The sequence below is a fragment of the Microbulbifer epialgicus genome, assembly GCF_041447265.1.
GTDB lineage: Bacteria > Pseudomonadota > Gammaproteobacteria > Pseudomonadales > Cellvibrionaceae > Microbulbifer > Microbulbifer epialgicus.
On sequence record NZ_JBGMEK010000008.1, the window covers coordinates 94,955 to 112,968 of the forward strand.

The following is an 18,014-nucleotide window of genomic DNA, read 5'->3' on the forward strand; positions in this document are numbered from 1 at the left end:
CGTCGTTGGAGTAGGAACCGGACTGGTTCCAGGCCGATTAAAAAGTCGGCGCATACTATCAGATTAGCGCCGGGGTTCAAGCCTGTTACTGGGCCCTACTGTAGTAATTGCTTCGCTGAATCTGCACATGCGATCTCCTTTCTAGTGAGCTAGCTTGGTCAGCAACCTATTACTCACTGTACCTGGCCGCGCCAACCAGTACACTAGCGCCTTTTAATACGGTCTTGGGGGTGGGGTGCAACAGGCGGTCCAACAAAAAATCATCTTAAGGTTGGCGGTGCCTGTGCCGCTGCGGCGCCTGTTCGACTATTTACCTCCGGAGGGGCTGGATCCTGGGGAGCTAGCTCCGGGTCAACGCCTGTGGGTGCCTTTCGCTGGACGTAAGCTGTTGGCGGTACTGGTAGATATAGTACAGCAGTCGCCACTGGCGGAGCTAAAGTCTGCGCTGGAACTGGTTGACAAGGCGGTGCTGTTCCACCGAAACAGCCGCAAACTCCTTGCCTGGATTGCTGACTATTATCAAGCGCCAATCGGAGAAGTCTATGCCGCTGCCCTGCCCACTGCTCTGCGCAAGGGCAAGCCGGCGGACCACTGGGCCGAGCAGTGGCTGCAACTTTCCACCGAAGGTAAGGGGTTACCCGAGTCGGCATTGGCGCGGGCGCCAAAACAACAAGCCTTGCTGCAACTGTTGCTAAAAGAAGGGACGCAGAGCCGTACCCGCCTGAAAGCTCAGGGGCACAGCGCAACAGTAGTGCGAGCCCTGCAGGAGCGCGGCTTGGTGGAGTGGATAGCGGGCCCCACGGTACCACCACCGCTGCCTGAGGCGGAGCCGTCGCCGGCCCCGCAATTGAACAATGAGCAGCAGCAGGTGTTGGATTCGGTGGATTGCAGCCATTTTTCCGCCACCTTGCTGGAGGGAACCACTGGCAGCGGTAAAACAGAGATCTACCTGCGCCTGATGGAGCGGGTGTTGGCCGAGGGGCGCCAGGCCTTGTTACTGGTGCCGGAAATAGGCCTCACTCCGCAGACCCTGCGGCGTATTGCCGCGCGCTTTCCCGAATACAGTATTGCGGCCCTGCATTCGGGGCTGGCTGAGGGGGAGCGCGCCCAGTCCTGGCTTGCAGCTGTGGCTGGCCAGGCGGATATTGTGATTGGCACCCGTTCAGTGATTATGACGCCATTGCAGAGGCTTGGCGTGGTGATGGTGGATGAGGAGCATGATGCTTCCTTTAAACAGCAGGATGGTGTGCGCTACTCGGCTCGTGATCTAGCGGTGGTTTTGGCGCGTAATGCCAATGTCCCAGTACTGCTGGGGTCTGCCACGCCGTCCCTGGAAACCCTGCACAATGCGCTCAGCGGCCGCTACCAACACCTGCATATGCGCCAGCGTGCCGGTGATGCCCGGCCGCCGCAAATCCATGTAGTGCCCACTTTGCGTGAACCGCTTGAGGAGGGGTTTTCCCCTCAGGCTCTGCGCCATATTGGCGATACCCTGGCGCGTGGTGAACAGGTACTGGTATTTATCAACCGGCGCGGCTTCGCCCCAGCCCTAACTTGTGATGATTGTGGTTGGTTGGCCGATTGTCCACATTGCTCCAGTAAGCTCACAATGCATCGGCGTCAGCGTCAGTTGCGCTGCCACCACTGCGATTACTGCCGCCCGTTAGTGGACAGCTGCCCCCAGTGTCACAGCCGCTCCATCTCGGCTCTGGGAGGGGGCACCGAGCGAAGCGAGGAACTGCTTACGCGGCGCTTCGCTGACTACCCGGTAATTCGTGTCGATCGGGACACCACCGCCAGTAAGCAGGCCTTGGACCGATTGCTGGCACTCGCGCGCGATGGTGAACCCTGCCTGCTATTGGGTACCCAGATGTTAGCTAAAGGGCATCACCTGCCGAGAGTGACCCTGGTGGTGATCCAGGACGCCGATGGGGGTCTTTTTAGTGCAGATTTCCGCGCCCCTGAGCGTACCGGTCAGTTGCTGGAGCAGGTTGCCGGCCGTGCTGGCCGAGGCAGCTTGAGTGGTCGGGTGCTGGTACAGACCCGTTTCCCTGAGCACCCGCTGCTGCAAATGTTGCTGGAGAAGGGCTACGGTACTTTTGCACGCCAACTCTTACGAGATCGCGCGCTAGCACAGCTGCCTCCGATAAGTGCTATGGCCTTGGTGCGGGCGGAGTGCGAGGAGCCGGCTTGGGCTGAAGAGTTCCTGCAGAATGCGAGAATGTTTATGCAGTCACTGGTGCCGCCCTCCCCACAGCTGCAATACTTGGGACCCGTGCCGGCGCTGCTGGAGCGTAAGTCCGGGCGTTTCCGATTCTATTTGCAGATTACCGCGCAGAACCGCGGTTTATTACAGTCACTTCTAGTGCGTGTGTGCGCTTGGGCGGAAGGCAATAGGAACCGTCGATTGCGCTGGGCGGTGGATATGGATGCACAGGAATTATCGTGAATATTGCCGGAAATCACTGCCCCGGACCGAATTGACGGTACAATTCGCACGCTGAGCAGACTAACCAGGGAAGAGAGCCTCAATGAGCCGTCGCAAAACCAATCGCCGCAGTAAGAGTTCCGCGGGAAAGCCCGCCTGGGGCTGGTTTTTTCTCGGCAATATCGTCGGCGGCTTCACAGTATTCCTGCTCCTTCACTACGGTATTGCTGGTGAGGGTAAAAGCTCTACCGGTGACAAGCAGCAGGCGGCCAAGCCGGCAGTAAAGGAACCATCCCAGCCGCGCTTTGACTTCTACACCATGCTGAAGGAGAACGAGGTGTCTGTGCCGCCACCCAAGGTGGCCAAGCCCGCGCGTCACCAGCAGACTTCCGGCCCTGCGCAAAAGGCGCCCAGTGAGTCTTCTCGGCAAGTCTATATTCTGCAGGCAGCTTCTTTTCGCGAGGCGACGGAGGCCGAGCGTTTGCGAGCGCGGCTCACCCTGGCCAATCTGGATGTGAAAGTGGAGTCCGCCAGCGACAGCCGCGGCACCTGGCATAGGGTGTTGGTGGGTCCCTTCGACAACCGCTCGCGTATGGCCAAGGCGCGCCAGGTATTAGCCGAGCACAGGCTGATGCCATTGGTATTGAAGCGCCCGGCCAACTGATTCAAAGGCTGGACTTCCGTCCGGCCCCGCCCAATGTGCCGCTAATTGTTAATCAATGGTCTGATTGGCGGCGGCAGCGCCATTGAGATAACCGAGACCAGCAATAAAGCCTAACCCATACCACGATGAATCTAATTTCCATTCTCCCATGAGAAAAGGGGATTGCTCCGGAATTTCCCCTGACATCAGCCGGCTCATAACAAGGGTAAAAACCGATTGAAATACCGTAAAGGGAAGGCAGCCAAAAGGAAATCTGTAGTGGATAGCGGGTTCTGGGTATAGTAATTACCCCTCCTCTTATTGAAATCGGCGTATGCCGTCCTCACTTATCTAACCTGAATGAAATTCCCGGCGCGAGAAATAGCTAACGCTCGCTGCTGAAGCACACGCGTAATCCGAGAGGTCTCCATTGGAACAGTATCGCGGAACCACCATTTTATCCTGTCGCCGCAATGGCAAAGTCGTGATCGGCGGCGACGGCCAGGTGTCTATGGGTAACACCATCATGAAAGGCAATGCGCGCAAGGTGCGCCGCCTGTACAAGGATAAGGTAATTGCCGGTTTTGCCGGCGGTACCGCCGACGCCTTTACCCTATTTGAACGCTTTGAGGCCAAGCTGGAAGCCCACGGTGGTCAACTCACCCGCGCAGCGGTAGAGCTGGCCAAAGACTGGCGCACCGACCGCGCCCTGCGTCGCCTGGAGGCCCTGCTGGCGGTGGCAGATGAGACCGCCAGTCTGATAGTGACCGGCAATGGCGATGTTATTCAGCCGGAAGACGATCTGATCGCTATTGGTTCTGGTGGGCCTTTCGCCCAGTCTGCGGCACGGGCGCTACTCGACAACACCGATATGGATGCCCGTGCAATCGTTGAGCAGGGTCTGAAAATCGCCGGTGATATCTGCGTTTACACCAACCAGAACCACACCATCGAAGAATTGAATTTTTAAGTGCCTCGGCACCTTTCTGGCGCCAGTGGCCTGGCGGGTTGCCCCGAGTAATTCGCCTAAATGTTTTGCAGGAATTTGTATGTCCCAGATGACCCCCCGTGAAATCGTCCATGAACTCGACAGCCATATTGTCGGCCAGCAGGACGCCAAGCGCGCCGTAGCCATTGCGTTGCGCAACCGCTGGCGCCGCATGCAGGTGAGCGAGGATCTGCGTGCAGAGATTACCCCGAAGAACATCCTGATGATCGGCCCCACCGGCGTGGGTAAAACTGAAATTGCCCGCCGTCTGGCCAAGCTGGCCAATGCCCCCTTTATCAAGGTGGAGGCGACCAAGTTTACCGAAGTGGGTTATGTGGGTCGCGATGTGGAATCCATCGTGCGTGACCTCGTTGAAATGGCGGTCAAGCAAGAGCGCGAACAGGCAATGGCTGGTGTTCAGCAGCGCGCTATGGATGCCGCTGAGGAACGTATACTCGACGCGTTGTTGCCTCCGGCGCGCTCCACTGAGCCCAGCGATAAAGATTCCAGCACCCGCCAGTTGTTCCGCAAGAAATTGCGCGAAGGTGAGCTGGACGACAAAGAGGTCGAGTTGGATATGGCCGCCGCGCCTATGGGGGTGGAGATAATGGCGCCCCCGGGGATGGAGGAGATGACCAACCAACTGCAGGGCATGTTCTCGAATATGTCCCAGGGCAAGACCCGCAAGCGCAAGCTACCAGTCAAGCAGGCCATGAAGCAGCTGACCGATGAAGAAGCGGCCAAGCTGGTTAACGATGAAGATATTAAAACCCGTGCAATTCGTGCCGCAGAACAGAATGGTATCGTCTTTATCGATGAGATCGACAAAGTGGCCAAACGCCAGGAAAGCGGCGGTGCCGATGTGTCCCGCGAAGGCGTGCAGCGCGACCTGCTGCCGCTGATTGAAGGCAGTACCGTTAATACCAAGTACGGCATGATGAAGACGGACCACATCCTATTTATCGCTTCTGGTGCTTTCCATCTGTCCAAGCCATCGGACCTGATTCCCGAGCTGCAGGGGCGCCTGCCGATCCGGGTGGAATTGAGTTCACTGACTTCGGCAGACTTTGAGCGTATCCTCACAGAGCCCTCTGCCTCTTTGACCGAGCAACAGAGGGCTCTGCTCGCCACCGAAGGTCTGAATCTGAAGTTTACTGATGACGGTATCCGCCGCATTGCCGAGGTGGCCTATGAGGTCAATGAGCGCACGGAAAATATCGGTGCGCGCCGTCTGCACACAGTGCTTGAGCGCTTGCTGGAAGAGATCTCTTTTGACGCTGGTGACGGTGACAAGACGGTGAACGTGGATGCCGCCTATGTGGACAGTCACCTGGGTGAACTCAGCCAAAACGAGGATCTGTCGCGTTTTATCCTGTAAATGAAACTGCTAAAAATCCGATTGAATCGCGCAGAGAAAAGCCTGCAGTTACTATTTGCCGATGGTGAATTTACTTTGCCGGCAGAGTATTTGCGCGTCTACTCCCCCAGTGCCGAGGTGCGAGGCCACGGCAACAGCGCTCCGGTTCTGGTGGATGGCAAAATGCATGTGGGTATCGACAGGGTCGAGGCCGCCGGTCGCTATGCGCTGAAAATTGATTTTGATGACGGCCACGATACAGGCATTTATACCTGGGAGTACCTGCGAGAGTTGGCTGTAAATTACAGTGCGAATTGGGAGAGTTACCTGCAGCGCTTACGCTCTGAAGGCAAAGGACGTGATCCCGATGAGAGCGTGGTGAAATTTATAGGTTAAAGCTGTGTGTGCCATCTACGTAGCTTATGCAACGCGGCGCACTTTTTACGCCCCCCCAAAAAAAGTGTTTAAAAACAACTGTTTCAAAGTAATTTTATTGTTACTGTAACAAAAGTATGTCAGTGCTTTTGCTCTTAGATAAATTATTTACGCCTATTTAACAGATAATTTTACAAGTTAACCGGCGCGTAATTCTTTTGTCATATTTCCGGACTCTAATGCTCGCGAAATTTCACGAGTTCTGGAGGCCCACAGTGGCAAAAAAACTTGTCCGCGCATTCAGCGCCTTTTGTTTAATCCCCCTCGCTTCCGCAGTTTCGGCTGCGAGCCTGCCCGATTATCAAACCAATAGCGCTTGGTTTACCGACAGCATTGAACGCCTGGAAGAGCGTGTTGCTCTCTCTCGTGAAGAAAAAACTGCGAAAAATGTCATCCTGTTTGTGGGTGATGGTATGGGTATTTCCACGCTGACCGCTGCACGTATTCTCGAGGGCCAACTGCGCGGTGAGAACGGTGAGGAAAATGCCCTCTCCTTTGAGGAGTTCCCCTATTCCGCATTGATCAAAACGTATAACACCAACCAGCAGACCCCGGACTCTGCGGGCACCATGACCGCGATGATGACCGGTGTGAAAACCCGCGCGGGTGTGATCAATATTGATGAAGATGCATTGCGCGCTGACTGCGCCAGTGCCGAAGGCAAAGAACTGAATACCTTCCTCGAATTGATGGAGAACCGTGGCAGGTCTACCGGCATTGTTTCTACTGCCCGCCTGACCCACGCTACGCCTGCCGCAACTTATTCGCGTAGTCCAGAGCGTGGCTGGGAATATGAAGCTGAAGGAAATTGTGTAGATATCGCCACGCAAATGATTGAACTGGAATATGGGGACGGCATCGACGTGATGCTCGGTGGTGGTCGTCGCAGCTTTACAACGACCGATGTAGGTGGCAAGCGTGAAGACGGACGCGACCTTACCAGTGAGTGGCTACAGCGCTATGAAGGTGAACAGAGTGCTGCATATGTGCAGACTGGAACTGCGCTGGCAAGCGTGGATCTCGCCTCTACAGATAAGCTGTTGGGGCTCTTCACCAGCAGCCATATGAGTTACGATGCGGACCGCATTGCCAAAGAGAGTGATGAGCCGAGTATCGCCGAGATGACCGGTATCGCGATCGAACTCCTGCAGAAAGATAGTGATGGCTACTTCCTGATGGTGGAATCCGGTCGAATCGACCACGGCCACCACGCAGGTAATGCTTATAACGCGCTGCACGATGCGATTGCCTTCGCCGATGCCGTACAGGTGGCACTGGATAAGGTGGACCTGGAGGACACCCTGATCTTGGTGACTGCGGACCACAGCCATGTGATGACTATTGCCGGTTACCCAACCCGTGGTAACTCCATTCTCGGCAAAGTGATTGAGAATGACGATAGCGGTGCAGCCAAGGCGGAAGTAGAAACCGCAGATGACGACTTGCCGTATACCACGCTGACCTACGCCAATGGTCTGGGCTTTGCCGACCTGGGTGAGAACACCGATGCGGATGAGCGTTATGAGATAGCTGCTGATGCCGGTCGCAAGGATCTCTCTGGCATAGACACCGAGGCACCGGGCTTTCACCAGGAAGCTCTAGTGCATCTAGGTTCTGAGAGCCACGCGGGTGAAGATATCAGCCTGCATGCCATTGGTGCCGGCGCCAAGTTGGTACAGGGTAGCCTGGAGCAAAGTGCGCTTTTCCATGTGATGACTGCGGCGACTGACCTGTCGTTGACAGAAGAATAACTGGGGGTATTCACCATGAGACATTTTAAAAAGACCCTGCTGGCTTTCTCCGTAGCCCTGATGGCTGCTGGTTGCAGTGACGATAAGTCCAGCTCCAACCCTGTTGAACTCCCAGAGCCAGAAGATGTGCTGAACCTGCCCCAAGGGCAGCTCGATAGCGACTGGTTCAAACAGGGCCAAGAGGCTGTAGAGGCTGCGCAGGCGCAGGTAATTAACAATACTCCCGGAGCTGCTAAGAATATTATCTTGTTTGTCGGCGACGGCATGGGCATTTCCACAGTGACCGCAGCCCGTATTCTTGCCGGTCAGCAGCAAGGGCTCAAGGGTGAGGAGCACCAGCTGAGCTTTGAAAAAATGCCTTTTGCCGGTTTGGTGAAAACCTACAATACCAACCAGCAAACTCCGGACTCTGCCGGCACCATGACGGCTCTGGTTACCGGGGTTAAAACCAAGGCCGGCGTATTAAGTGTTGCGGAAGATGTGGCGCGCGGCGATTGTGCAGCCAGCCTGGAGCGTCCTCTTACCACTGCCATTGAGCTGGCAGAGGATCTGGGCAAGAGCACCGGTATTATCAGCACTGCGCGCATCACCCACGCAACTCCAGCAGCCACCTATGCCAAGGTACCTGAGCGCGGCTGGGAATCATCTGCCCCTGATGGTTGCACTGATATTGCCACACAGTTAGTTGAATTGGAGGCCGGTGATGGTATCGACGTTGTAATGGGTGGAGGCCGCCGCAACTTTCTGCCCAGTGATATCACCGATATAGAAGGGGAAGCCGGGCGCCGTGAAGACGGGCGCAACTTGGTGGATGAGTGGAAGACCCGTTACAACGACGGTGTGAACAATATTGCTTATGTTGAAGACACTACCGGCTTTAACGCTGTAGATAGCGCTGCAACTGACAAGTTACTGGGTTTGTTCAACTCTTCCCACATGGAGTATGAAGCTGTCCGCGAAGACGATACTGCCGGTGAGCCCTCCCTCACTGAGATGACCTCTAAAGGCCTTGAACTCCTGCAGAAAAACGAAAAGGGTTATTTCCTGATGGTAGAGTCCGGCCGTATTGACCATGGCCATCACGCCGGCAACGCCCACCGCGCACTGACCGATGCCGTGGAGTTTGCTGAGGCTATCCAATACGCGATGGACAACACCAGTGCAGAAGATACTCTGATAGTCGTCACTGCGGACCACAGCCACGTGATGACGATTGCCGGTTATCCCACTCGCGGCAACCCGATTCTTGGCAAGGTGATTGGTAATGACAGTAGTGGTGAGGCGGAAATCTCCCCTGCACTGGCTGAAGATGGCCTGCCCTACACAACCCTGACTTATGCCAATGGCCCAGGCTACAGCGCCAATGATGATGGCAGCCGAGGTGATCTCACAAGTGCTGATACCGCGGCACTCGACTATCAGCAGGATGCTCTGGTGCCTATGAGCAGTGAATCTCACGCAGGTGAAGATGTTGGTGTTTGGGCTCGCGGGCCGGGTGCACACCTGGTGAGCGGTACCAATGAGCAGAACTACCTGTTCCATGTGATGGCGCGCTCAGGCGGCTTGTTGGAGCAGAGCGCCGAATAATTTCGTGGCTGGTAGTTACAATGCGACGGCGCAGGTATTTTCCCTGCGCCGTTTTGCATTCAATCGACTTTTAGCTTTGCCCTGGTGAAGAGCGCAGAGCACAGTGTTTCTATTTCCCGGCGCAGCCGCATCTTGCGCCAGTCTCCCAGCTCCAAGATTGGTATTAATTCTTTTCCCAGACTCTCCCCCGTGGCAATTGCCAGGCGACATAGTAGATAGATATCGCGCCAGTCACCCAGTGCTTGGGCCAATTGTTTTAGTGGTTCGCATCGCAATGCAGCCGACTGTGGAAATTTTTCTTCAAGCAAGCGGCTGTGGTACCAGTGATCTTTCACCCGCTTACGCAGTTGGTGCAGAGTCTCCGCACTATCCACTTTTTGCACTTGAAGCCAGGCACTGCGCGCTCGTCGGTAACCTCTACGGTATCCACGTTCGAGGTGCGCCCAGCGAACCCCCTCTAATGACCAGCTCTCGATACGCCCACGCCTTTTGATTAGTAACAACTCGACCTGCGCCAAGGTCCTTTTATCTATTTTTTGATACAGCATATGGCGCAGCAGCGTGTGCATTGTGGGGAAGTGGTGTGGCGGGGCTATCGCAAGCAGGGCACCTCGTATAGAAACCGGATCGCGGCTTTGGGCGAGGCTATGCGCCAGGTTGCGGTAGTGAATATTTTCGCTCTGGAACAAGAGTGGATGATCTGGTTGTACAAGGCGCAGCAGGGCCCGCAATTTCTTGCAGTGTTTGCGTAATTCATGCACTGCATGCTCGTCGAGAAGCCGTTTTGTATGGCTGATTGCCGTAGTGACTTCTGCCTGGGCGACAAGCCGCAACCCATGCTCAGGAAGGAGATCGCAATCGAGCCGGTAACTCATGGATCTTGTCCAGTATATCGTTCTGATAATTCTAGTGAGTTTCCAAGGAGCTGATGTTGGGCGGTGTTCCGTCGGCTTCGTAGATGTACAATGGCCCCCTGATTTTGGCTCAGCAGGCAGCACAGCATGAAGGATCGCAAGACCACCCACTTCGGCTACCAAGAGGTTCCGGTGGAGGAAAAGGCCGGTCGTGTGGCAGAAGTGTTCCACTCAGTGGCGGCACGTTACGACGTAATGAACGATTTGATGTCCGGGGGCATCCACCGCCTCTGGAAACGTTTTACCATTGAATTATCCGGTGCGCGACCGGGACAGCATATTTTGGATATCGCCGGGGGCACTGGCGACCTCACCGCACGCTTCTCGCGCATTGTGGGCGCCAGCGGCCAAGTGGTGCTAGCGGACATCAATGAATCGATGCTGCGGGTTGGCCGCGACCGCCTGCTTGACCGCGGTGTCGCCGGCAATGTAGTGCCAGTACAGGCGGATGCCCAGTATCTGCCCTTCCCTGACAATACCTTTGACTGCATCACCATCGCTTTTGGTCTGCGCAATGTCACTGATAAGGATCTGGCGCTGCGCTCCATGTTACGGGTGCTAAAACCCGGTGGACGTTTGCTGGTGCTCGAGTTCTCCAAGCCGGAGTCGAAGCTGCTGGAAAAAGTCTACGATCAGTATTCCTTCCGGCTACTGCCATTTATGGGCAAGCTGGTGGCTAACGATGCGGATAGTTACCGCTATCTGGCGGAGAGCATTCGCATGCACCCGGACCAGGAAACCCTCAAGCAGATGATGGCGGATGCCGGTTTTGTCGATTGTGAATATCACAATATGACCGGCGGCATCGTGGCGTTGCACCGTGGCATCAAGCCCTGAGCGGCGCTTGACGTGATTTACTCCCAAGTGATGGCACGAGGCCAGTAGCCCCCATGAGTGATCCGACTTACCGCGCAGGCTTTGACGCCGCGCTGGAAACCGCCATTAATACCGCGCTGCAGTATGATCCCACCACCCGCGCACGCCTGCAGGGGCTGGATGGCAAAGTTATGGCACTCAATCTGACTGCGCCAAAGTTGCAGTGCTGCTTGTGCATTGAAGGTGATCAGGTGCGTGTGCGCCAACACTGGGAGGGAGATGTCACCACCTCTGTCAGTGGTTCGGCTATTGCTTTCATGCGCCTGCTAAAAGATCCGGATGCCACTCCCGCGGCGTTGGGAGTCTCAATCAGCGGTTCCAGTGCCCTGCTGGCGGAATTGCAGTGGATTATGAGTGACCTGGATATCGACTGGGAGGCGCCGCTGGCGCAACTGGTTGGCGATATTCCCGCCCACTCCATTGGCAGTGTGTTGCGTAGTGCCAGTAGCTGGTTGAGCGCCAGTCTCAGCCGCGCGCCAGTTGCGGCGGCGGAGACCATCAGCGAAGAGTGGCAGTTGACTCCACCACAGGCACAATTTGAAGCCTTTGCCGATGACCTTGCCGAGCTGTCCCTGGCCACTGAGCGCCTGGAGGCGCGGGTGCGCTTGCTGCAAGAACAGTTTTCCCGCAGGGAGGCCGAGTAGTTTTGCCGCTTTTCCGCAGTTTTACCATTGCGCGGGTTTTCCTGCGCTACCGTCTCGATCAATTGCTACCTGTCGAGCGCCGCCCGCTGTGGCTGCGCGGAATACTGGCTCCACTCAAACTATTACCGCAACCAAAAATGGAGCGCGGTGAACGCCTGCGCCGAGCCCTGGAAGAATTGGGGCCGATTTTCGTCAAATTTGGCCAGTTGCTCTCTACCCGGCCCGATCTGTTGCCGCCGGATATCGTAGAACAACTCGATTACCTGCAGGATAAGGTGCCCCCCTTCCCCAGCGATGAGTGTGCCGCGCTGATTGAAGAAGCGCTGGAGGCCAGTGTCGATGAGGTCTTCGCGAGTTTTGAGCGCGAGCCACTGGCGGCGGCTTCGGTGGCACAGGTACACGCGGCCGTGCTCACCACCGGTGAATCGGTGGTTGTAAAAGTGTTGCGCCCGAGTATCGGTGAAGTAATCCAGGAAGATCTGCGCCTGCTGGGAGTGTTAGCCCGCGGTATTGAGCGCTTTGTGCCGGATGGGCGACGCCTGCGCCCGGTGGAGGTAGTGGAGGACTATCGCCACACCATTGAGGGAGAGCTGGACTTGGTGCGTGAGGCGGCCAATGGCACCCAGTTGCGGCGTAATTTCAATAACTCTCCGCTGCTTTATGTCCCCGAGGTGTACTGGGAATACACACGTGAGAGCGTATTGGTACTGGAGCGTATTGAAGGCATTCCGGTTACCGACCTGGCGCAGTTGCGCGCTCAGGATACCAATATGCAACTGCTCGCAGAGCGCGGTGTGGAGATCTTTTTCAAACAGGTATTTGAAAACAACTTCTTCCACGCAGATATGCATCCGGGCAATATTTTTGTCTCCCGCGAACATCCGCAACGCCCGCAGTATATTGCCATCGACACTGCAATCGTCGGCAGCCTTTCACGTGAGGACCAGTACTACCTGGCGCGCAACCTGCTAGCCATGTTCCGCCGCGATTACCGTATGGTGGCCGAGCTGCATGTGCAGAGTGGTTGGGTGCGGGCCGATACGCCGGTGAATACTTTTGAGGCGGCGATCCGCGCGGTATGCGAACCCATTTTTGAGAAACCGCTGGGAGAAATCTCTTTTGCGCGGGTATTGATCAGTCTGTTCCAGACCGCACGCCGCTTTGATATGGCGGTTCAGCCGCAGCTGGTATTGCTGCAAAAGACCCTGTTGAATATTGAGGGCTTGGGTCGACAGCTTTATCCGCAGCTGGATCTATGGAAGACTGCTCATCCATTTTTGGAACGCTGGATGCGTGATCGCATCCACCCGAAAACCATTGTGGGTGAGATTAAACGCTACGGCCCCGAGTGGCTGGAGAAATTCCCGCAGATGCCGCAGCTGGTGTATTCCGCCCTGGAGCAGTCACGGGAACTGGCACCACAGTTGGAGAATATCGGTGAAAAGTTGGCGAGTGGTCAGCGCCGCGGGCGTTGGCAGTACCTCCGTCGTGTTGGCGGTGTATTCCTCGCCGCAGGAGCCCTGGCCTTGAGCAAACCCCAATGGCTAGAGCAGTTGCCACCCTCGGGCTGGGCCCTGGGTATTGCCGCCCTGGTATTGTTGCTCTGGCCTTAGGTACGGCTCGGGCCGACCTACACTTGGAACTCTGAAGGAAGGGACATTGACTCAAGCAAAAGCGACAACCGGTTTCCTTGACCAGGTCAATTGGAACAGTGATGGCCTGGTACCAGCCATAGCCCAGGATTATAAAAGTGGGCGGGTGTTGATGATGGCATGGATGAATCGCGAATCCCTGGCCCTTACCGCCAGCGAGGGCTACGCGGTTTACTGGTCGCGCTCGCGCAAGAACCTATGGCGCAAGGGTGAAACTTCCGGCTTTCTACAGAAGGTGCGTGAAATACGCCTCGACTGTGATGGAGACACAGTGCTACTGATGGTGGAACAGCAAGGTGGTATCGCCTGCCATACTGGGCGCAGCAGCTGCTTCTACAACCTTCTACAGGACGGTGAGTGGCAGGTGAATCAGCCTGTGATTCAAGACCCTAAAGCCATCTACAACTGAGCCCCAGCATGAGTGAACTATTACAGCAACTCGACGCCGTATTGGAAAGCCGCAAGTGTGAAGACGATGCTGAGAAGTCCTATGTGGCCAGCCTGCATAAAAAGGGTTTGAACAAAATCCTGGAAAAGGTTGGCGAGGAGGCTACAGAAACTATTCTCGCGGCGAAGGACGCACAGTCCAGCGGCGATAATCAGGATATGATCGCCGAGACGGCGGATTTGTGGTTTCACTCGATGGTGATGCTCTCTCACCTGGGGGCGGGTTCGCAGGATGTATTACAGGAATTGGGTCGGCGTTTTGGCCTTTCAGGTCTGGAGGAGAAAGCCGCTCGATCCAAAGAGGGCTGACAAGCGCGTAATGAAAGTATTCAGGAGCCTTTGCTGTTGTAATTGAAGGTTTCCAAAAATTGTAGTTTTACCAATGATAGCCTGTGGTCGCCTAGCGTCTGGCTATCGCATTAAATGACATGGAGATAATTATGGGATTCGGTGGAATTAGCATTTGGCAGCTGTTGATTATTCTGGTCATTGTCCTTCTGCTGTTCGGAACCAAGCGTCTAAAAAACCTTGGTGGTGATCTCGGTGGAGCTATCAAGGGCTTCCGCAAAGCGATCAAGGATGAGGACAAGAAAAAAGACGCAGATGCCGATGAGGATAAAGATCCAGAGCGCCTGCAGCACGACGAGGAAGAAAAGCCAGAACAAGGCAGTGCCACCAAGGAAAAAGACAAGCAATCCCAGGACAAATAATTCGGCAACCATTAACGCGAGTAATGCTCCGTGTTTGATATAGGCTTTTTTGAACTGCTGCTGGTCGCCGTGGTGGGCCTGCTCGTGGTTGGGCCCGAGCGCCTACCCGACGCCATCCGCACCACAGCCCGTTGGTGGTCCGGCTTAAAGCGCACTTTGCACAGCGCCCGTGAGGAGCTGGAAAAGGAAGTGGGCGCTGATGATATTCGTCGCGAGTTGCACAATGAGCGCATCCTACGCGAGATCGAGGAAAGTCGCCGGGAAATGGAGCGCACTTTCAGCGAGACCAATCGAGAAGTGAAAGAATCTTTACAGGAACCTGAGGAGGAAAAGCCTCCCACGCAACAGTCCGGGAAGAGCGCTCTGGAGTCAGCAGAAAAAAACTCACCCAAAATGTCTGAGGAACCGGCCCATCCCCGTGCGGAAAAAGAGGACTACCTGCCCGAACAGGATGAAACTACGGAGGAGTTGCAAGACCCCGAGTATCCCGAACACTGGCACGACTTCGGCGATCCGGAAATGAATCCGGATCACCCTGAAAATGTTGAGCTGGATGAAGAAAAAGAATCGCAACAGGAAAAAGACAAGCAACAATGAGCGATCAAGCACAAGACAGCCAGCAGCCGTTTATCGATCATTTGATCGAATTGCGCGATCGCCTGCTGCGTACTCTGTTGGTGGTAGTGGTCTTATTCGCCTGTCTCGTACCATTTGCCTCGGATATTTATAACTTCATTGCCAATCCTTTGCAGGAGAGGTTGGTAGGTGATGCGGGAATGATTGCCACGGAAGTCACTTCCACCTTTCTGACCCCATTTAAAACCACATTTATAGTATCTTTCTTTATTGCGATCCCCTTCGTACTCTACCAAGCCTGGGCATTTATTGCCCCCGGGTTGTATAAAAATGAAAAGCGCATCGCGGTACCAATCCTGGTCACTAGCGTGTTTCTTTTTTATGCTGGCGTCGCTTTTGCTTATTTTGTTGTATTTCCCATTTTATTTGATTTTTTCGTCGGTTCCGCCCACGCAGATATCAAAGTGATGCCGGATATGCGCAGCTACCTTGATCTGGTACTGAAGTTGTTTTTTGCGTTTGGCTTTGCCTTCGAGATACCTATTGCCACTGTATTGTTGATCTGGAGTGGCGCAGTGGATGCCAAAACCCTGGGGCGTAAGCGACCCTTTGTCATTGTGGGGTGCTTCCTGATTGGTATGCTACTCACGCCACCGGATGTTATTTCCCAGTCGCTACTGGCAGTACCTATGTGGCTGTTGTTTGAGGTGGGAATTTTGTTTGGCCGATGGATAAAGAGGGATTCCAACAAAGAACAGGCTCAATAGCCCTATGCTAAAGTACCCCGGCGGTCGAAACCACCGGGGCAATAGCCCTGTTGTTTTATCTGCCCTACCCCTAACTGTAACCCTGTGCTCTCAATACAAGAGTTGCTCAGGTGTAAGGGCAGTCTGCGTTCCATGCAAGATAAAGCTGATCGATCCCGGCTTTTGTGCCACTAATAGCAAGCCCCCATCGCGACAAAAACTGGGCGGTCAGCTTGATAAATCGACGAATTTGCAAAGCGGGCTTTGCTAAATCGCCTTTAGCCGCAAAACCTTCGCGGCTAATATTAATCACCCTGAGATCCTGAACCTCAGCGGGATACAGCAGCGCCAGCTGGCTTATTCCCATGGGAAGCCGCCGCCTTTTCTTGCCTTTCTTGCTCTGCCACCGCCTTTTCCACATTGTTGCGAACCAAACGATAAAAATAAAATGCCATCAGTAATATAAACCCGATTACGGCCAGGCTGAGCAAGCCGGAAAAACTGGTAAATAGATCAATCAAGGCATCCATCTCTCTCTCCAGTACGCCAATGCTTCATCTAAGCAGTGTATGGAGTCGAAAAGTAAGCCTCTTGACCTAAATCAACCGGAGCCGAGTTAGTCTCGGTGGGGTTTACTGTAGCGTCAGGCTCAGTATCAAACAGATACAGGCTGCACCCAGTAGTTGGTATAACTCCTTTTCCTCACGCCAGCGGGGCAGGAGTAAAATCAGCGCCAGGGGAGGTAAAAACAGCGCAAAGCACCCAGCTAGGGGGCTATCAGAAAAGCAGACTCTAAGTAAGCGCAACCAGGCAATGGAGGTGAAAGCCAGGGCAAATACCATCAGAATTGCACTAACTGGCAACATGCTATAACCCATTGAAGATTTGGCGAAGACTGGGTAGATCCACAGATATGGCACTACATAAAAAGGAAAATAGGACAAAAGTGTATATCAGCATTGGAGTTTTGAAGTCTGTATTAAGTCCTCATAGCAGGCATATCTGGCTATTAGTCATCACACTGTTTCTTTGTGGTTGCGAGACAGTCGGTTATTACGCTCAAGCTGCAGCGGGTCAGTGGCGGATTCTCTCCGCGCGCCAGCCAATTGAAAAGGTGGTACAGGAGCCCGACACTGATGAGAAACTGAGGCGACAGTTAATGTTGGTGCAGGAGATACGGGCTTATGCCGCTCAACAGCTGGATTTGCCGGTGGGCGAAGCTTACAGCTCTTACGTACAGCTGGAAGATCAATATCCCATCTGGAATGTTCTGGCTGCTCCTGAATTCTCCCTAACCCCAAAACGCTGGTGCTACCCTGTTGCTGGTTGCGCCAGCTATCGAGGCTACTTCCGGAAGTCTGCCGCAATCGCGAAAGCCAATAGTTTGAGAGCACAGGGTTACGATATTTATCTGGGGCCGGTACCCGCGTACAGTACTCTTGGCTGGTTTGATGACCCAGTACTCTCCAGTTTTGTAAATTGGCCACCAGAGCGTCTAGCCGGGTTGCTATTCCATGAGTTGGCGCACAGGCGGGTATATATTTCTGGTGATACCCAATTCAATGAAAGTTTCGCAACTGCCGTCTCGGAAATTGCCCTGCCGGGTTGGCTTGCCAGTCAGGGCCTGACCGGTTCCGCCACCCAAGCCCGTGCCGAGACAATGGCCGTACGTCAACTGATGAATATGGCGCGTAAGCAGCTTAAGCCGATTTACAACTCTTCTGAATCAGACAGTCTCAAGCTCGAGCAGAAAAATTTAGTGCTGGCACGACTGCGTCAATGTTATCGAAAAATATCCGAAGACTGGCCCAATCCGACGCGCTACCAGGCCTATATAGAAAAAGCCAACAACGCCACTCTCGCATTGGTCGCTGAGTACGAATCTCTGGTGCCGGCTTTTAAGCAGTTGTATTTGGAGAGCGACAGTTGGGAAGCTTTTTATAACGCGACGCAGTGGGTGGGAGAAATGGATAAAAATGATCGCGAACAGAAGTTGCATCAGCTAAGTGAGGAGTACAGTCTTTCGAATAGTGTGATTAATGCGCAAAGTACTTTTGAGGCGAAGACCTGTATGACGGTAAACTCACCTTAGGGGTGGGATTTATATAGATAAGAATCTTTCAAAGATTCTGCAGATATACTTAAGGGCTTTAGATGCTTCCTAGGGCCGAAATGTTCTTTCGTTTTAAGTATTAGACTAGAGTTTAGAGTTTCATGGGTCAAAAAACGGACAAAAACTAGCTTGACATAGAGGCGAAGA

The 18,014-nt window shown here is 54.4% G+C and carries 21 protein-coding genes; 16 read left to right on the plus strand and 5 right to left on the minus strand.

Features of this window, described 5'->3' with window-relative positions; all coding sequences use genetic code 11:
- Nucleotides 1–235: 235 nt before the first annotated feature.
- Nucleotides 236–2,449, plus strand: coding sequence for a primosomal protein N' (locus ACCI49_RS05910; protein ID WP_371838043.1), 2,214 nt, complete (start codon nt 236–238; stop codon nt 2,447–2,449).
- 82 nt (nt 2,450–2,531) lie between these two features.
- Nucleotides 2,532–3,092, plus strand: a complete 561-nt coding sequence (locus ACCI49_RS05915; RefSeq protein WP_371838044.1) for an SPOR domain-containing protein — start codon at nt 2,532–2,534, stop codon at nt 3,090–3,092.
- 48 nt (nt 3,093–3,140) lie between these two features.
- Here ACCI49_RS05915 and ACCI49_RS05920 read toward each other — a convergent pair whose 3' ends face one another.
- Nucleotides 3,141–3,278, minus strand: coding sequence for a hypothetical protein (locus ACCI49_RS05920; protein ID WP_371838045.1), 138 nt, complete (start codon nt 3,276–3,278; stop codon nt 3,141–3,143).
- Nucleotides 3,279–3,501: 223 nt separating this feature from the next.
- Here ACCI49_RS05920 and hslV point away from each other — a divergent pair, with 223 nt between their 5' ends.
- From hslV to ACCI49_RS05945, 5 genes are all read left to right on the plus strand, one after another.
- Nucleotides 3,502–4,041 (plus strand): ATP-dependent protease subunit HslV, encoded by a 540-nt coding sequence (hslV, locus tag ACCI49_RS05925; RefSeq protein WP_020414014.1) that lies wholly within the window; start codon nt 3,502–3,504, stop codon nt 4,039–4,041.
- A gap of 79 nt (nt 4,042–4,120) precedes the next feature.
- Complete coding sequence (gene hslU, locus ACCI49_RS05930; protein ID WP_371838046.1) at nt 4,121–5,437, plus strand: ATP-dependent protease ATPase subunit HslU; 1,317 nt, start codon at nt 4,121–4,123, stop codon at nt 5,435–5,437.
- Complete coding sequence (locus ACCI49_RS05935) at nt 5,438–5,812, plus strand: gamma-butyrobetaine hydroxylase family protein (RefSeq protein WP_371838047.1); 375 nt, start codon at nt 5,438–5,440, stop codon at nt 5,810–5,812.
- 254 nt (nt 5,813–6,066) lie between these two features.
- The gene (locus ACCI49_RS05940) at nt 6,067–7,602 is read left to right on the plus strand and encodes an alkaline phosphatase (protein WP_371838048.1); all 1,536 of its coding nucleotides are present in this window, start codon (nt 6,067–6,069) and stop codon (nt 7,600–7,602) included.
- Nucleotides 7,603–7,617: 15 nt separating this feature from the next.
- Complete coding sequence (locus ACCI49_RS05945; RefSeq protein WP_371838050.1) at nt 7,618–9,189, plus strand: alkaline phosphatase; 1,572 nt, start codon at nt 7,618–7,620, stop codon at nt 9,187–9,189.
- Between the two features lie 59 nt (nt 9,190–9,248).
- On the opposite strand, the gene ACCI49_RS05950 is transcribed toward ACCI49_RS05945, so the two are convergent.
- Complete coding sequence (locus tag ACCI49_RS05950; RefSeq protein WP_371838051.1) at nt 9,249–10,064, minus strand: CHAD domain-containing protein; 816 nt, start codon at nt 10,062–10,064, stop codon at nt 9,249–9,251.
- Between the two features lie 126 nt (nt 10,065–10,190).
- Here ACCI49_RS05950 and ubiE point away from each other — a divergent pair, with 126 nt between their 5' ends.
- From ubiE to tatC, 8 genes are all read left to right on the plus strand, one after another.
- Complete coding sequence (gene ubiE, locus ACCI49_RS05955; protein ID WP_371838052.1) at nt 10,191–10,940, plus strand: bifunctional demethylmenaquinone methyltransferase/2-methoxy-6-polyprenyl-1,4-benzoquinol methylase UbiE; 750 nt, start codon at nt 10,191–10,193, stop codon at nt 10,938–10,940.
- Nucleotides 10,941–10,993: 53 nt separating this feature from the next.
- Entirely contained in the window at nt 10,994–11,623 is a 630-nt protein-coding gene (locus ACCI49_RS05960; protein ID WP_371838053.1) for a ubiquinone biosynthesis accessory factor UbiJ, read from the plus strand.
- A 2-nt stretch (nt 11,624–11,625) separates the two neighbouring features.
- Complete coding sequence (ubiB, locus tag ACCI49_RS05965; protein ID WP_371838054.1) at nt 11,626–13,236, plus strand: ubiquinone biosynthesis regulatory protein kinase UbiB; 1,611 nt, start codon at nt 11,626–11,628, stop codon at nt 13,234–13,236.
- A gap of 46 nt (nt 13,237–13,282) precedes the next feature.
- The gene (gene hisI, locus ACCI49_RS05970) at nt 13,283–13,684 is read left to right on the plus strand and encodes a phosphoribosyl-AMP cyclohydrolase (RefSeq protein WP_371838055.1); all 402 of its coding nucleotides are present in this window, start codon (nt 13,283–13,285) and stop codon (nt 13,682–13,684) included.
- 8 nt (nt 13,685–13,692) lie between these two features.
- Entirely contained in the window at nt 13,693–14,031 is a 339-nt protein-coding gene (locus ACCI49_RS05975; RefSeq protein ID WP_371838056.1) for a phosphoribosyl-ATP diphosphatase, read from the plus strand.
- Between the two features lie 131 nt (nt 14,032–14,162).
- Entirely contained in the window at nt 14,163–14,432 is a 270-nt protein-coding gene (tatA, locus tag ACCI49_RS05980) for a Sec-independent protein translocase subunit TatA (RefSeq protein WP_371838057.1), read from the plus strand.
- 30 nt (nt 14,433–14,462) lie between these two features.
- A complete protein-coding gene (gene tatB, locus ACCI49_RS05985) occupies nt 14,463–15,029 on the plus strand; it encodes a Sec-independent protein translocase protein TatB (RefSeq protein ID WP_371838058.1) in 567 nt (188 codons plus the stop codon).
- Nucleotides 15,026–15,775: a twin-arginine translocase subunit TatC gene (tatC, locus tag ACCI49_RS05990; RefSeq protein ID WP_371838059.1), complete on the plus strand. Its 750-nt coding sequence runs from the start codon at nt 15,026–15,028 to the stop codon at nt 15,773–15,775. Before tatB ends, tatC begins: the two co-directional genes overlap by 4 nt.
- A 106-nt stretch (nt 15,776–15,881) precedes the next feature.
- On the opposite strand, the gene ACCI49_RS05995 is transcribed toward tatC, so the two are convergent.
- The 3 genes from ACCI49_RS05995 to ACCI49_RS06005 form a co-directional block, all read right to left on the minus strand.
- Nucleotides 15,882–16,121, minus strand: a complete 240-nt coding sequence (locus ACCI49_RS05995; protein ID WP_371838060.1) for a hypothetical protein — start codon at nt 16,119–16,121, stop codon at nt 15,882–15,884.
- Nucleotides 16,084–16,284: a DUF3149 domain-containing protein gene (locus ACCI49_RS06000; RefSeq protein WP_371838061.1), complete on the minus strand. Its 201-nt coding sequence runs from the start codon at nt 16,282–16,284 to the stop codon at nt 16,084–16,086. Before ACCI49_RS06000 ends, ACCI49_RS05995 begins: the two co-directional genes overlap by 38 nt.
- A 102-nt stretch (nt 16,285–16,386) precedes the next feature.
- A complete protein-coding gene (locus ACCI49_RS06005) occupies nt 16,387–16,620 on the minus strand; it encodes a hypothetical protein (protein WP_371838062.1) in 234 nt (77 codons plus the stop codon).
- A gap of 101 nt (nt 16,621–16,721) precedes the next feature.
- Between ACCI49_RS06005 and ACCI49_RS06010 the strand changes: the two genes are divergently transcribed.
- On the plus strand, nt 16,722–17,846 hold the full coding sequence (locus ACCI49_RS06010; protein ID WP_371838063.1) for an aminopeptidase: 1,125 nt from the start codon (nt 16,722–16,724) through the stop codon (nt 17,844–17,846).
- The last annotated feature ends 168 nt before the right edge of the window (nt 17,847–18,014 follow it).

Excerpts from the sequence above, each read along its gene's own strand:
- ACCI49_RS06000 (WP_371838061.1), bottom strand. The coding sequence starts at position 16,284 with ATGGATGCCTTGATTGATCTATTTACCAGTTTTTCCGGCTTGCTCAGC.
- ACCI49_RS05945 (WP_371838050.1), top strand. The coding sequence starts at position 7,618 with ATGAGACATTTTAAAAAGACCCTGCTGGCTTTCTCCGTAGCCCTGATG.
- ACCI49_RS05995 (WP_371838060.1), bottom strand. The coding sequence starts at position 16,121 with ATGGGAATAAGCCAGCTGGCGCTGCTGTATCCCGCTGAGGTTCAGGAT.
- ACCI49_RS05960 (WP_371838053.1), top strand. The coding sequence starts at position 10,994 with ATGAGTGATCCGACTTACCGCGCAGGCTTTGACGCCGCGCTGGAAACC.
- tatC (WP_371838059.1), top strand. The coding sequence starts at position 15,026 with ATGAGCGATCAAGCACAAGACAGCCAGCAGCCGTTTATCGATCATTTG.
- ACCI49_RS06005 (WP_371838062.1), bottom strand. The coding sequence starts at position 16,620 with ATGTTGCCAGTTAGTGCAATTCTGATGGTATTTGCCCTGGCTTTCACC.
- ACCI49_RS05920 (WP_371838045.1), bottom strand. The coding sequence starts at position 3,278 with ATGTCAGGGGAAATTCCGGAGCAATCCCCTTTTCTCATGGGAGAATGG.
- ubiE (WP_371838052.1), top strand. The coding sequence starts at position 10,191 with ATGAAGGATCGCAAGACCACCCACTTCGGCTACCAAGAGGTTCCGGTG.
- ACCI49_RS05950 (WP_371838051.1), bottom strand. The coding sequence starts at position 10,064 with ATGAGTTACCGGCTCGATTGCGATCTCCTTCCTGAGCATGGGTTGCGG.
- ACCI49_RS05935 (WP_371838047.1), top strand. The coding sequence starts at position 5,438 with ATGAAACTGCTAAAAATCCGATTGAATCGCGCAGAGAAAAGCCTGCAG.
- tatA (WP_371838057.1), top strand. The coding sequence starts at position 14,163 with ATGGGATTCGGTGGAATTAGCATTTGGCAGCTGTTGATTATTCTGGTC.
- ACCI49_RS05915 (WP_371838044.1), top strand. The coding sequence starts at position 2,532 with ATGAGCCGTCGCAAAACCAATCGCCGCAGTAAGAGTTCCGCGGGAAAG.
- hslU (WP_371838046.1), top strand. The coding sequence starts at position 4,121 with ATGTCCCAGATGACCCCCCGTGAAATCGTCCATGAACTCGACAGCCAT.
- ACCI49_RS05975 (WP_371838056.1), top strand. The coding sequence starts at position 13,693 with ATGAGTGAACTATTACAGCAACTCGACGCCGTATTGGAAAGCCGCAAG.